We start from the raw sequence: 13,774 nt of genomic DNA, 5'->3' as shown, positions 1-13,774 counted from the left end.
TCTCCGGCAATAAGGGGACGGAAAGCCGCGCTGAAGGAGACGTCGGAAGGCCCTCGCAAACTGCAAGTTTCATACGCCCTCCCCCCATGCGCGACGCCAACTTGCTCAGCCCCCCGGCTGACGGACAAGACATGGCGCAGATCAAACCTTAGGGACGCAACTTGGAAGTTGCTGCGGATCGGGACGCTGTTTGCGGCGAGATATTTCCTTTTCTTATAAGATGCGTGAAGGATCTGCGTCAGGGCGTCACATTTCAACGCAGGGCTTCAATAGAAAAGCCCCGACCATTTCTGGTCGAGGCTTCTGAATTATCAACTCTGTAGACTTCAGGGACGCGCCGGGCTCGACGTCAGCACAGGCAGCGTGATGGAAGCGGCCGTTGTCCCACCCAGGCTTAGCCGGATGCTGGGCTCGGGCAGTACCGGCGGGGTGATGTAGTTGTCCGCATCCGCGCCTGTCACCACCAGGCGGATCCGATGCCCCGCCTTGAAGCGATAGGCCGTCGGCTGGAAGTCGGCGACCAGACGCGCAGGCGCAGCATTGAACGGCGCGGTGGCAGCCACCGCGGCCTTGCGAGAGTCAGAGAACGGCAAACCGCCGACGTCGTAGGGAGCGGCGCCCTGAGTGCGGTGCGAGGCCCGCACCACGGCCTCGGTGACATAGCTCACGCCATCGGGACCCACGTCTTCGAGATAGAAGAACAGATCGCCATCCGCCGCCGTCGATTGCGCCGTGACGTCCACAATCGGGTGGCCGGAGATGACCAGATCCTCGGCCAGGGGCGCGGTCGTGAAGGCCAGGTTGTTGCGGGCGTGAGCCGTCAGGTCTGGATAGGCCATCTCCCGCGCGCCGCTGAAGCTGTCGTGATAGCGGGTCTGAGCGCCCATGGTGGCGTGATAGTCCACCGTGAAGGCTACCTCGCCGCGCTTGACGGCCGATGCCGCCAGGACGCCGTCATTGACCGACGCAACCGTACCGCTGCGGGCGGCGGACAGGTAGAAGCGCTTCTGCTCCACGCCCGGCGCTGGCCAGGCGTCGGCCGTCTTCCAGGTGAGATCGCGATCGCCGGCATAGCCGTAGTGGATGGCGGGATCGGACATCACGCCATTGTCCACGCCCTTCAGCCAGTAGTCGAACCAACGGATGGCCTCGGCTGTCATCAGCTCGCGCGAGCGCGCCTCGGCGAAGATCAGCGGGCTCTTCTGCGTGCCGTTGTCCTCGTTGGGGCCATGGCTCCACGGACCCAGGGTCAGCTTCTTGGGACCCTTCAGATTTCTGTAGAGCTGCGTCGTTCCCACCGTATCCATGTCGTACCAGCCCGACCAGACATAGGCCGGGATCTGGACCTTGTTCAGCGCTGGCAGCAGCAGATGCGGCGACGACATGCCGGGGGTGTCGAGCGACGAGTAGATCGGCGCGTCACGGTCCAGCGACAGGCCTGCCAAGGCCTTGGCCTGAGCTTCGGGATTGTTGCGCTGGGCGGCGATGAACTTGTCGACGTCCATGAAGGTGGCGCGCGCCTCGGCCACCGTCTTGAGCTTCCAGCTGGAGGTCAGGTCCTGCACCGTCGCGGCGAAGTCAGGGCTGAGGTCCTTGAGGGCGCGCAGCAGCACGTCTGGCGGCGTCTTCTCGACCCGCAGGCGGAGGATCTCGCGCAGTTGCTCGCCGGTAGGGTCGGCGTCCACGGGGACGACCTTGCCGGTGACGGGCTTGGTGACGTCCAGGCCGTCGCTCTTGGCCTGGGCCGCCTGGAACCCGATGATGCCCTTGTGCAGGGCGCCGACGCCGGCCGAACCCAGGCGATAGAAGTCGAGGGTCGGTGCGGCCGGGAAGATCGCCTTCAGGGCCGGCGGCGCTTCGGCGGCCACGGCGATCTGGGTAATGCCGGGGTACGAGCCACCGGCCATACCCACCTTGCCATTGCTCCAGGGTTGGGCGGCGATCCAGGCGATCAGGTCGGCGCCGTCGCGCCGTTCTTCCTGCGTGTAGTCGGCGATCCGGAAGCCTTCCGACGCCCCGGTGCCACGGCCCTCAGCCCGCACGAAGATATAGCCGTGGCGCATGATCTCGGGGAACGACTCCCGGCCGGTGTCCCAGAACAGCAGGCGTCCGCTGCCGTCACGCGGCGTCAGCTGACCGACCGTCTGGCCCTTGCCCAGCACGCCCAGGTCGGTGACCACCGAACCGTCCGGCAACTGCCGCGCGCGCCAGTAGCGCGCATAGTAGAAGATAACCGGCAGCGGCTTGTCCTCGACGCCCGCCTCGGTCATCGGCCGGAAGATGTCGACGGCCAGTCGCGTGCCGTCCTTGACCGGCACATAGACCGACTGGCGCTGATAGCGGCTATAGGGCGTGCCGCTGACGGCTTGTGGCTTGCCGAAGCCATCCGGCTTCGACGGCGCGGGGCTGGCAGGCGACTGGGCCAGCGCCGAGGCGCTCAGACCCGTCAGGCCCAGCAGCGCCACCGTCAGTCCGAAGAGGTATCGTCTCATGGGATGATGCTTTCGATTGACTTGCGAACGTCCAGACTAGGGCCTGACGTCCGGCTTGAGATTTTCGACCAGGAAGCCCCACATCCGCCGACGGTAGTATTCCGAGGTCGCGGGTTCGAAGTTGAAGTGGGAAGCCCCCGGCAACAGGAGGAAGTCGTAGCGCTTGCCCGCCCGGTTCAGCGCGTCGATCAGCCGGACGGAGCTGGACAGGGTGACGTCGTCGTCTTGGTCGCCATGCACCAGCAGCAGAGCGCCCGACAGCTTGGTCGCTTGCGACGCCACGGTGTCGTAGGACGCGCTGCCCGGCTTGCCGGGCGTGCCCCAGTAGAACTCGCTGGAGTTCATCTCGTAGATCAGGTTGTCGTGGTTGCCCGCCGCGGCGACGCCGACCTTGTAGAATTCGGGATAGGCCAGCATGGCCGCGACGGTCATGAAGCCCCCGCCGGACTCGCCGATGATCCCGACGCGGCCCAGGTCCATGTAGGGACGGTCCGCGCCCAGGGCGATCAGCGCGGCGCGGTTGTCGGCCAGGGGATAGTCGCGAACGCTGCCCTGGGTTCTGGAGTAGCGCGCATAGGTCGGATCGCGGACCGGCGAGCCACCACGCTGGCCCAGCCGCACGACCACGAAGCCCATCTCGGACAAGGCGGTATTGGGCTGGTGCGGCGCGAAGCCCACCGGGAAACCTTCCGAATAGGGACCGGGATAGACCTGCACGACGACCGGATACTTGCGCGCCGGGTCGAAGTCGGTCGGCTTCCACATGACGCCATAAATATCGGTCTTGCCGTCCGCGCCCTTGACGTTGACCCGCTCGGGCGCGCGCCAGCCCAGCTTGGCCAGCGGAGCAATGTCGGCCGCGCCGAGATCCAGCAGAACCTTGCCGTCCGCCGCCGACCGCACGTAGGCGTGTGGCGCGCGGTCGACCCGGCTAGATGTGTCGAGGAAGTAGCCGCCCTTTGGCGCGAAGTTGGCGACGTGCGCGGTGTCGGCCTCGTCCAACCGGCGGGCCTTGCCCGTGCGCATGTCCGCGCTCCAGGTGTGGGGATAGTCGGCCTCCCCGCCCTCACCGTCGCCATAGGCCGAGAAGTAGAGCCTGCCGGTCCTGTCGTCGGCGTGGAGAACCTGCTCGACGCTGAAATCGCCCTTGGTCACCTGACGCGCGGCGCCGGTGGCCAGGTCCACGCGCCAGAACTGAGTCCGGCCGCTGCGATCGGACTTCCAAAGCACCGCCCTGCCCTGCTCGATGAAGGTCGCGATCGGGTAGCGAATGCTGGAGCCGTTGGGATTGGTCTCCCGCACCAGCACGCGCTCGGCGCCGGTCGCCAGATCGAGCGACACCAGTTCGACGACGCCATAGTCGCGGGTCATGCGGTTGAACAGCAGGCTGCGGCCATCCGGCGCCGGGAAGTAGCCGCCGCCGCCGACATCCATGTTGCCCATGAACGCCCATGCGCCGGCGTCTATCCGTCGCGAGACGCCGGTGTCGGCGTCGACGATCCAGAACTCGGGACGTGGAAGCTCCGTCTCACCCGGAACGGCGATGCGCTGCTCGAACAGCTTGGGCCGAGGCTTGGCGAGGGAGTCGATCATCCAGTTGGAGCCGACCTTGCGGAAATCCCAGCGCTCGACCAGCAGCCGGTGGCCCGCACCCGGCAACCAGACGACATTGGGTCGCCCCGCGGGACCCGGCTTGACCTTGTTGACGGGATTGCTGCGCGCGAAACGCGGGTCGAAGCTGTACCAGAGGTCGGCGTCCTGGGTGATCCGCCGCTCGATGCCCTCGGGCGAGCGCACATAGAGGTCGTGGTCGCGCACGAAGGCGGCGGCCTGACCGTCACGCGACAGCGCCAGCCCTTCGACCGTCGAGAGCTTGGCCTCCAGCGGCTTGGCGGTTCCGGCGGCGACGTCCACGCGCCAAATCTTGCCGCCCAGCGTGAAGTCCAGCACCGGCGCGCCGGTGACCAGGACGACTTCCGGCGAAACCTTTGCCGCGTCCGGCGCACCGGCCTGCTTGAGAATCTCCGCGATCCGCGCCTTGTCGGCCAGAACCTCCTGACGGCCCGCCAGCGGCTTGGCGTGCTTCAGCGACCGATCCTGCGCCCAATAGAAGAACGTCTGACCATCCGCCGCCCAGACGGGCGTGACCAGCGGATCGAGCATGGGCCGATTGCCGGGGTCAAAACGGCGCTGAACGGGAACATCGCCCAACTCGCGGCGGATGACCGGACCCAGCAGGCGCTCGGCCTTGGCCAGGCGCGCGTCCCAGCCCGGCGGAAACAGGGCGGTGGGCGAAGGCTCAGCGGCGTGCGCGGTGGAAAGGGCCAGGCCCAGAGCCAGGGCGGCGACGCCGGTCAAACACGAGCGCTTGGCGGTCGATGACATGATCGAATTCCTCATCAGGCGTCGAAGCCCCCAGAACGTCGATCTTCAACCGCGTCGGCGGAAAGGACTTTCGCGCGACGCTCTCCAAACCGAACAACCTTCGCCGTTATCGCATGTCCGCGAAATCGAACGAAAGGCGTCGTGACGACGTCGGCGCACTCGCGCCGACGTCGCTTGGGCGTCAGTCGCGCGCGGCGACGATGATGATCTCGACCTTGTAGTCCGGGGTCGCCAGCTTGGCCTCGCCGGTGGCGCGGGCGGGCGCGTCCTGGCCGCCGACCCAAGCGTCCCAGACGGCGTTCATTTCGGCGAAGTCGGCCATGTCGGCCAGCCAGATCGTCGCCGACAGAACCTTCGACTTGGCGCTGCCGGTCTCGGCCAGCAGGGCGTCGATCTGGCCCAGAATCGTCTGGGTCTGTTCGGTGACGCTCTTGCCCGGCGCACCGACCTGGCCGGCCAGGTAGACGGTGTCGCCGTGGATGACGGCCTGGCTCATGCGCGGGCCGGAATGCAGACGGGTGATGGTCATGGAAGGTCTCTTCTGTTGAGGGGATGAAGGCTCTAGCGGCCGTAGCGCGCGATCGAAAGGTCGGCGGTCTCGATCGCCGGCGTCCGGCGGCTGACGATGTCGCTGAGCACCTGGGCCGAACCGCAGGCCATGGTCCAGCCCAGGGTGCCGTGGCCGGTGTTGAGATAGAGATTGCCGATCGCCGTCGGGCCGATCACGGGCGTGCTGTCGGGCGTCATCGGTCGCAGGCCCGACCAGAAGGTCGCCGCGTCCAGATCGCTCGCGCCGGGGAACAGGCTGCCGACCGAGCGCCTCAAGGTCGCGCGACGGCGCTCGGGCAGGTCATTATTGTAGCCGGAGATTTCGGCCATGCCGCCCACGCGGATCCGATCACCCAGCCGGGTGATGGCGACCTTGTAAGTCTCGTCCAGCAGGGTGGAAACCGGCGCGCGCTCGGGATCTATGATCGGCGCGGTAATCGAATAGCCCTTCACCGGATAGACCGGCAGCTGCAGGCCCAGCGGGCGAACCAGCCTGGCCGAGAAGCTGCCCATCGCCACGACATACGCGTCGGCGGTCAGCGGGCCGCGAGAGGTCCGCACGCTGGTGATGGCCCGGCCATCAGCCTCGATCGCTTCGACGGTAGTGTCGAACTGGAACTCCACGCCCAGCGTCTCGGCCCGCTTGGCCAGGGCGTTGGTGAACTTGAAGCAGTCGCCGGTCTCGTCATTAGGCAGCCGCAGCCCCCCGACGAAATCGTCGTCCGCATGGGCTAGTCCCGGCTCGGCGGCGATGCAGCCGGCGCGGTCCAGCACCTCGAACGGCACGCCGCCGGCGCGCAACACCTCGATGTCCTTGCCGATCCCATCGAGCTGATATTGCGTGCGAAACAGCTGCAGGGTGCCCTGCATCCGCTCATCATAGGCAATACCGGTCGCGGCGCGCAGCGCGATCAGGCGATCGCGGCTGTACTCGGCCAGACGGACCATCCGGCCCTTGTTGAGCGCGTAGCGGCTGGCCGTGCAGTTGCTCAACATCGAGAAAAGCCAGGACAGCATCTCGCCGTCCAGCGCCGGGCGCAGGATCAGCGGCGCATGCCGCATCATCAGCCACTTGATGGCTTTCTGGGGGATGCCTGGCGCGGCCCATGGGGAGGCGTAGCCTGGGGAAATCTCGCCCGCGTTGCCGAAGCTGGTTTCCAGCGCCGGGCCGGACTGGCGATCGACGACCACCACCTCGTGACCGGCCTGGGCCAGAGAGTAGGCCGTCGTGACGCCGACGACGCCCCCGCCGAGAACAGCGACCCTCATGAGAACACGGTCGCTTGGCGCGGCGTTACGGAGAGCTGCGACATGGTGGTGTCCTCCACATAGGTCCGGTGGTAGCGGCGGCCGAGGCCGGTCAGGATTTCATACGGAATGGTCCCGGCGGCCCGGGCGACGTCCTCAAGCGTCTGGTGCGGCCCGAGCAGTTCGACGAGGTCGCCCAGCTTCAGGTCCAGTCCCTGTCCGGCCAGCGCCGAGACATCCAGGGTGATGCTGTCCATCGAGACCCGGCCCGCGATCGGCAGGCGGACGCCGTGAGAGTAGGCCGCGCCCGCATTGCTGAGATGGCGCGGCCAGCCGTCGGCATATCCCACGGCGATGGTGGCGATGCGGCCCGGCGCTTCACGCGCATAGGTCAGGCCGTAGCCGACCCGGTCGCCGGCGGCGATGTCGCGAACCTGGATCACCTTCGCGTCGAGCCGCACCACCGCGCGCATCGGGTTGGGCGCGTCATTGGGGGCGACGCCATAGAGGCTGACGCCCGGCCGAACGAGGTCTGCGTGATGCGCGGCGCCCAGGAAGATCCCGCCTGAATTGGCCAGGGACCGCGGCGCGGGCGGCAACCGGTCGGCCTGACGCGCGAAGAACGCCTGCTGAGCCTCGTTGCTGGGCGCCTCCGGCTCGTCGGAACAGGCCAAGTGGCTCATCACCAGCATCAGCGAGATTTGGCTGAAGAACGCGGCGTCGGCCAACAGCGTATCCAGATCCGCTGCCGAGAGGCCCAGCCGAGCCATGCCGCTGTCAATCTGGATGGCGGCCGGCAACGGCGCCCCCAGCGACATGGCCAGATCACGCCAGCGCCAGGCTTGGTCCAGACCGTTCAGGACGGGGATGACGCTGGCCTTCGCGCAGGCCGCTTCGGCGCCGGGCTGTAGGCCGTTGAGTACGTAAAGGCGCACGTTCGGCGAAAGCACAGATTTGAGGGCTAAGGCTTCTTCGAGATGGGCCACGAAGAAGTCTTGGCAGCCCGCGCCTTCAAGAGCGGACGCAACGCACGACGCGCCCAGGCCATAGGCGTCTGCCTTGACCACTGCCGCGGTCCTGCTCGGCGAGACGCGTCGGGCGAGGTCGAGATAGTTGGCCGTCAAGGCCGCAAGATCGATGGTCAGCAGACCGCCGGCCATGTCTCGGGAAGGCGCGTGGGTCATTCGGCATCGATCCTCAGCATGGCTGAATTCGACCATGACCGTAGGAAAATATGGTTCGAATGAATGACCTATTGGCCGCAGATTCCTCCATAATAAGCTACGCATCGAAATGATGTGCAGCAGAGGCCGAACAAAATGCTGAACCTGGATATGCTCGACCGGAAGATCATCGGCCTGCTGCGGGTCAATGGGCGAATGCCCAACAACGAACTCGCCGCCCAGATTGGTCTCTCGGCTTCAGCGTGCCTGCGTCGCGTGAAGGCTCTCGAGGAAACGGGGGCTATCCGGGGCTATGCCGCCATAGTCTCTGAGGCGGTGGCCGACGACGGCGTCGTGGCCATCGTTCGCATCACGCTCGACAAGCAGACCGAGGACTACCTGAACCGTTTCGAACAGGCCGTGCGGATGCACCCGGAGATCGCCGAGTGCTTCCTGATGACCGGCGACGCCGACTACATCCTGCGCGCCACCGCTTCGAGCACCGCGGCTTATGAGCGGATCCACAAAGAGATCCTCTCTCGCCTGCCCGGGGTCGCCCGTATCAATTCCAGCTTCGCGATCAGGAGCGTCCTGGTCGCCAGCTCCAACTAGATCCCACAGGACTTGGGAGTCAGCCGGCGCGCGAGAATGCGCCAGCTGACTCTGCTCATCCGTATCCGGACAACGCCTAGGCGAGACCCGCCCAGGCGTGGCCATCGCCATAGACGCCGACGAGGTCGACGTTCAGTTTGGCGTCGCCATCGGTGAAGTCCGTCAGGAAGGCGTTGTTTGCATCAGCGTAACGGCCCGTATTCTCGATCACGGCCATCGCCAACAGCCAGCCGATCAGGGCCGCCTTGGCCCCATCCATGGACCCGCCGACCGCCTCGAAGAAGCTCTGCCGGGTGATACCGCCGTCACCAACCTTGTCCTGGAGGATGATGTCGATCTTCGCTTGATTGGGCGTAAAGCCGAAGATCTCCGCATAGGCCTTGGACACCGTCTGCTCCATCGTCAGGGCGCCGTAGGCCTTGACGAAGCCTGCGTGAGCCTCGCCCTTGGCCGAGGCCAGGTTGACGGCGAAGTTGATGTAACGGTTCTCGGTGTTGAACTTGGCGTAGTAGGCGTCGCCAAGGTCGGTTGCGTTCATGCTGTCGGGCGCGTGCAGCAGATACTGCAGGCCCAGGCCGGTCGGCGTCTTGCCCGTGAAGAAGGCATAGGACATCACCGCCACCGAGGTCGTCCCCGCCACCAACTTGGCGAAATCCGTCACGATCTCGCCGTTGGACATCTTGAGGGTCTCGATGTTGCGGTAGGTGTCCGTCCCCTCGAAGCTGGCGGTTCTCAAGCCCTCGGCGCCATGGAAGAAGTAGTAGTCCGAGCGCACACCGGCCAACAGCGCCGTGTCCTGGCCCACGCCCCCATCCATCAGATCATCGCCCTCGCCGCCAAACAGGGTGTCGTTTCCCTCGTCGCCGTAGAGCTTGTCGTTGCCGCCCTTCGAACCGATGATGTCGTCGCCGCCGCCGCCGTGCAGTTCATCATCGTCCGCGCCCAGGATGATGGTCTGGGAGCCGCTGTCGGCATAGACCACATTGGCCCCCGCCCCGCCCGTAACGGTCACGTTGCCAATGATCACCGCGTAGTCGATGTCGTTCAGCGTCAGCTGGGTATTGGTCGGCGCGCCCGACAGGTCGATCACCAAGGCCTCGACGCGAGACGTCGAGCCCACGAGATTGATCGTGGCGGGCTGATCAGGCGCCGTGAAGGTCGGAGTGATCGACCTGACGTCGATCGGCGTGTCCGTCGGCAGGGTCGAAAGCCAGCCGCCGCCAGCCCCCGTGAGGTTGGCCTGGTCGGTCGAACCCGCGACCGTATGCGCCCGGGTCTCGCGGATCAGGTCGGTCAGCGAGAGAGCGCCGGTGCTCGATTGAGCCGGACCGCTGACGGTCATGCCAACGCCGGTCGGAACCTGCACCACCATGCCGTTCACGCCTGACGATGTGATCGGGATGTCGGCCAGCGACGGGTTGCCGGTGAGCTCTGGCCGGTTGGTCTGGACCACAGGAATGACGACCTGGGTCGAGGTGCTGCCGTCGGCATTTGTGACGGTCGAGGTCTGCAGTTGAACGCCATCGACAGTACTGGTCTGCGGCGGGGTTGTGGTCGGCGGTGGCGGAGGCGATGCGACCGCGCTAGTCGCGGTCGACGTAACGCTCTCGGTCGCACCGAAGCCGTCGGTGTAGCTGGCGGTCAGGGTGATGACCTTGCCAAGATCCGTCGAGGTCAGAGCGTAGCTCGCCGTGGTCGCACCGGCGATCGCCTTGCCATCGGCCAGCCATTGGTAGCTGATCGCTCCAAGACCATCGGCATCAGCCAGGGTGTTGGTCGCCGTCAGGGTCTGCCCCTCGACAGCTGACCCCCCGATGGTGACGGCGCCTGTGGGCAGATCGTTGATATTGGTGATCGTGGCGGTCGCGGTTGAGACCATCGTCTCGGTCGTTCCGTGACCATCGACGTAGGAGGCCTCCACGGTGATGATCTTGCCGACCTGCCCCTGGGCCAGGACAAGGCTGGCGCTGGTCGCGCCATTGATGGCGACCCCGTCGGCCTTCCATTGATAGGTGATGGCTCCAAGACCATCGGCGTCGGCCAGGGTGTTGGCCGCCGTCAGGGTCTGCCCCTGGGCGACGGCGCCGCTGATCGTCACCGAACCTGTCGGGGCGTCATTGACGTTGGCCACTGTCGAGGTCGCGCCCGACGTGACGCTTTCGGCCATCCCGTGGCCATCGGTGTAGCTGGCCACCACGGTGATCGCCTTGCCGACCTGACCTTCCGTCAGGACGAGGGTCGAGCCGCTGGCGCCGGCGATGTCGACGCCGCCAGCCTGCCACTGATAGGTGATCGCGCCCAGACCATCCAGGTCGGCCAGGGTGTTGGCGGCCGTCAGAGTCTGGCCCTGGGCCACCGTGCCGGTGACCGTCACCGACCCCGTCGGCGCGTCATTGACGTTGGCGACCTTGCTGCCGCCGCCCGAAGAAACGCTCTCGGTCACGCCAAGCCCGTCGACATAGCTGGCGACGACGGTGATGGTTTTGCCCACCTGCGCCTCGGCGAGCACGAAGGTCGAGCCGGTTGCGCCGGCGATACTCGTCCCGTCGGCTTTCCACTGATAGCTGATCGCCCCAAGCCCATCGGCGTCAGCCAGAGTGTTGGCGGCCGTCAGGGTCTGGCCCTGCGTCGCGGTACCGCTAAACGTCACCGAACCGGTCGGGGCGTTGTTGGCGATGGTCACCGCGCTGGTCGCAGTCGATGTCACGCTTTCGGTTGCGCCGTGCCCATCGGTATAGCTGGCCACGACCGTGATCGTCTTGCCAAGCTCGGTGGCGGTCAGACTGTAAGACGCACCGGTAGCGCCGGCGATGTTCGTCCCATCGGCCTTCCACTGGTACGTGATGGCTCCCAGACCATCGGCGTCGGCCAAGGTGTCGCTGGCCGTCAGGGTCTGGCCTTCCTTCGGCGAGCCCGAGATCAAGACAGCGCCGGTCGGGGCGTCGTTGACGTTGGCGATGACGCCGGTGGCGGTGGAGGTCACGCTTTCGAGGGTGTTGAAGCCATCGGTGTAGCTGGCCACGACCGTGATCGCCTTGCCGACCTCGGCCTCGCTCAACACGAGGGTGGAACTGGTCGCGCCGACGATGTTCACGCCGCCCGCCTTCCACTGATAGCTGATGGTTCCCAGGCCATCGGCGTCGGCCAGAGTGTTGGCGGCCGTCAAGGTCTGGCCTTGCGTCGCCGCGCCGCTGATCGTCACCGAACCCGTCGGCGCGTCATTGAGATTTGCCACCGTTCCCGTCGCGGTGGACGTCACGCTCTCGGCGGCGCCATGGCCGTCGGTATAGCTGGCGACGACCGTGATCGCCTTGCCGACCTGGGCCTGGCCGACCACGAAGGTCGAGGCGGTGGCGCCGGCGATGTTCGCGCCGTCTGCCTTCCACTGATAGCTGAACACGCCCAGTCCGTCGGCGTCGGCCACCGTGCTGACCGCCGTCAGGGTCTGGCCCTGCGTCGCCGTGCCGTTGATCGTCACCGAACCCGTCGGCGCATCATTGACGTTGGCCACTGTCCCGGTCGCGCCGGACGCCACGCTTTCGGCGGCCCCGCCGCCGTCGGTGTAGCTGGCGACGACGGTGATGGCCTTGCCCACCTGCGCCTCGGCCAGCACAAGGGTCGAGCCGGTGGCGCCGGCGATATTCGTCCCGTCGGCTTTCCACTGATAGCTGATCGCCCCCAGGCCGTCGGCGTCGGCCAGAGTATTGGCCGCCGTCAGGGTCTGCCCCTGGGTCGCCGCGCCGCTGATCGTCACCGAACCCGTCGGCGCGTCATTGACGTTGGCCACCGTGCCGGTCGCGCCGGACGCCACGCTTTCGGCGGCCCCGCCGCCGTCGGTATAGCTGGCCACAACGGTGATGGCCTTGCCCACCTGGGCCTGGGCCAGGACCAGGGTGGAATTGGTCGCGCCGGCGATGTCCGCGCCATCGGCCTTCCACTGATAGCTGATGGCCCCAAGACCATCGGCGTCGGCCAGGGTGTTGGCGGCCGTCAGGGTCTGGCCCTGCGTGACCGTCCCCGAGATCGTCACCGAGCCGGTCGGCGCGTCGTTGACGTTGGCCACGGCGGCGGTGCCGTTGGAGGTGACGCTCTCGGCCGTGCCGATGCCGTCGGTATAGCTGGCCGTGACGGTGATGACCTTGCCGACCTGAGCCTGGGCCAGAACATGGGTCGAGCTGGTGGCGCCGGCGATATTCGCGCCGTCTGCCTTCCATTGGTAGCTGATCGAGCCCAGGCCGTTGGCGTCGGCCAGGGTGTTGCTGGCGGTCAGGGTCTGGCCCTGCGTGGCCGTCCCGCCGATCGTCACCGAGCCTGTCGGGGCGCCGTTGATCTTGACCTGCACATTGGCGTCGGCCGCCCCGGTGGTGAGCGAGGCGACGGCGGTCCCGCCGGAGCTGGTCACCGGACCTGCGCCCAAGGCGAGAGCTAGCGTGCCGTTGTCGCTTGCGTCAAAGCTGCCGCCCGGCGCGGCGAAGGTGTAGTCCACGACGGTGGTGGCGGCGTCCGCGCCCGAGAAGATCGAAAAGCCTGTCGCGGCCTGACCGCCCAGGGTGATGTCGTTCGTCCCGATGGAACTGCTGGCCACCGTACCGCTCCCGGCGGCGTAGGTGATCCGGACGGTATAGGTCGTCCCACCCGCGACCGTGACGTCCGGCGCGGACGTGATCGTCGCGGACGTCAGCACGTTCAGCGTGCCCAGATTGTAGATATTGGTGCTGGAGCCGCCGGTCGCACCGTTGCCCCCATTGCCGTTGCCGCCCGAGCCGCCGCCGCCGACATTGTTGCTCATGGCGCTGTTGCTGGACGCATCAAGGTTCAGCGTCGCGCCCGCGGTGTTCCAGATGCCGCCGACGCCTCGGCCCCCAGCGCCGCCAGCGCCATAGCCAGAGCCGAAGCCGCCCGCGCCGCCGCCGCCGCCGCCGCCGACATTGCCCGACACCGTGGAGCTTAGAACGGTGAGGGTTCCAGTGTTATAGATACCCCCAACCGCCGAGCCTCCCGCTGCGCCTTTGTCAGAGAAGGCCGCCCCACCGCCGCCGCCGCCGATCGAGATCGCACCATTGCCAGCCGTGCCGCCTGCGCCACCGCTGGCGTATCCTGCGGCTGCGCCGCCAGCGCCGCCAGCGCCTAGTGCTGTTCCGCCGCGCCCTGCGTGCTTGGCCCCACCTTGGTAGTCGCCTCCCGCACCACCCGCGCCACCGCCTCCTGAATGGCCGGAGTAGCTAGCCAAATCATATCCGCCAGCGCCGCCATTGCCGCCGCCCACGCCAGCGATGCCGCCGCCGCCGCCGCCGCCGCCGCCGGCGAACTCGCCGCTCCCGCCGC

General features: G+C 66.9%; 8 protein-coding genes. 1 reads left to right on the top strand and 7 read right to left on the bottom strand.

Translation table 11 applies throughout. The features are described from left to right. Nucleotides 1-326: 326 nt before the first annotated feature. The 5 genes from E1H18_RS22100 to alr all read right to left on the bottom strand — a co-directional run bounded on the left by E1H18_RS22100 (nt 327) and on the right by alr (nt 7,858). Nucleotides 327-2,492 (bottom strand): CocE/NonD family hydrolase, encoded by a 2,166-nt coding sequence (locus E1H18_RS22100; RefSeq protein ID WP_172272869.1) that lies wholly within the window; start codon nt 2,490-2,492, stop codon nt 327-329. Nucleotides 2,493-2,528: 36 nt separating this feature from the next. Continuing rightward, entirely contained in the window at nt 2,529-4,877 is a 2,349-nt protein-coding gene (locus E1H18_RS22095; RefSeq protein WP_172272866.1) for a prolyl oligopeptidase family serine peptidase, read from the bottom strand. Nucleotides 4,878-5,058: 181 nt separating this feature from the next. Then, nucleotides 5,059-5,406, bottom strand: coding sequence for a RidA family protein (locus E1H18_RS22090; protein ID WP_172272863.1), 348 nt, complete (start codon nt 5,404-5,406; stop codon nt 5,059-5,061). Nucleotides 5,407-5,438: 32 nt separating this feature from the next. Continuing rightward, nucleotides 5,439-6,695 carry a D-amino acid dehydrogenase gene (locus E1H18_RS22085; RefSeq protein ID WP_172272860.1) on the bottom strand — a complete coding sequence of 419 codons (1,257 nt, stop codon included), beginning with the start codon at nt 6,693-6,695 and terminating at the stop codon, nt 5,439-5,441. Continuing rightward, a complete protein-coding gene (gene alr / locus E1H18_RS22080) occupies nt 6,692-7,858 on the bottom strand; it encodes an alanine racemase (RefSeq protein WP_206679117.1) in 1,167 nt (388 codons plus the stop codon). The genes E1H18_RS22085 and alr overlap by 4 nt, the downstream gene beginning before the upstream one ends. A 135-nt stretch (nt 7,859-7,993) precedes the next feature. Here alr and E1H18_RS22075 point away from each other — a divergent pair, with 135 nt between their 5' ends. Further along, the gene (locus E1H18_RS22075; RefSeq protein ID WP_172272854.1) at nt 7,994-8,449 is read left to right on the top strand and encodes an Lrp/AsnC family transcriptional regulator; all 456 of its coding nucleotides are present in this window, start codon (nt 7,994-7,996) and stop codon (nt 8,447-8,449) included. 76 nt (nt 8,450-8,525) lie between these two features. On the opposite strand, the gene E1H18_RS27420 is transcribed toward E1H18_RS22075, so the two are convergent. After that, nucleotides 8,526-13,388: a hypothetical protein gene (locus tag E1H18_RS27420; protein WP_206679116.1), complete on the bottom strand. Its 4,863-nt coding sequence runs from the start codon at nt 13,386-13,388 to the stop codon at nt 8,526-8,528. Between the two features lie 188 nt (nt 13,389-13,576). Beyond that, on the bottom strand, nt 13,577-13,774 hold a 198-nt coding region (locus tag E1H18_RS26545), incomplete at its 5' end, for a hypothetical protein (protein ID WP_206679115.1).

Origin of the sequence: Caulobacter sp. RHG1 (assembly GCF_013181195.1) — a bacterium.
In the GTDB taxonomy this organism is placed as follows: domain Bacteria; phylum Pseudomonadota; class Alphaproteobacteria; order Caulobacterales; family Caulobacteraceae; genus Caulobacter.
The sequence above is the reverse complement of the archived record's forward strand: the minus strand, read 5'-3'. Positions and strand labels throughout refer to the sequence as shown.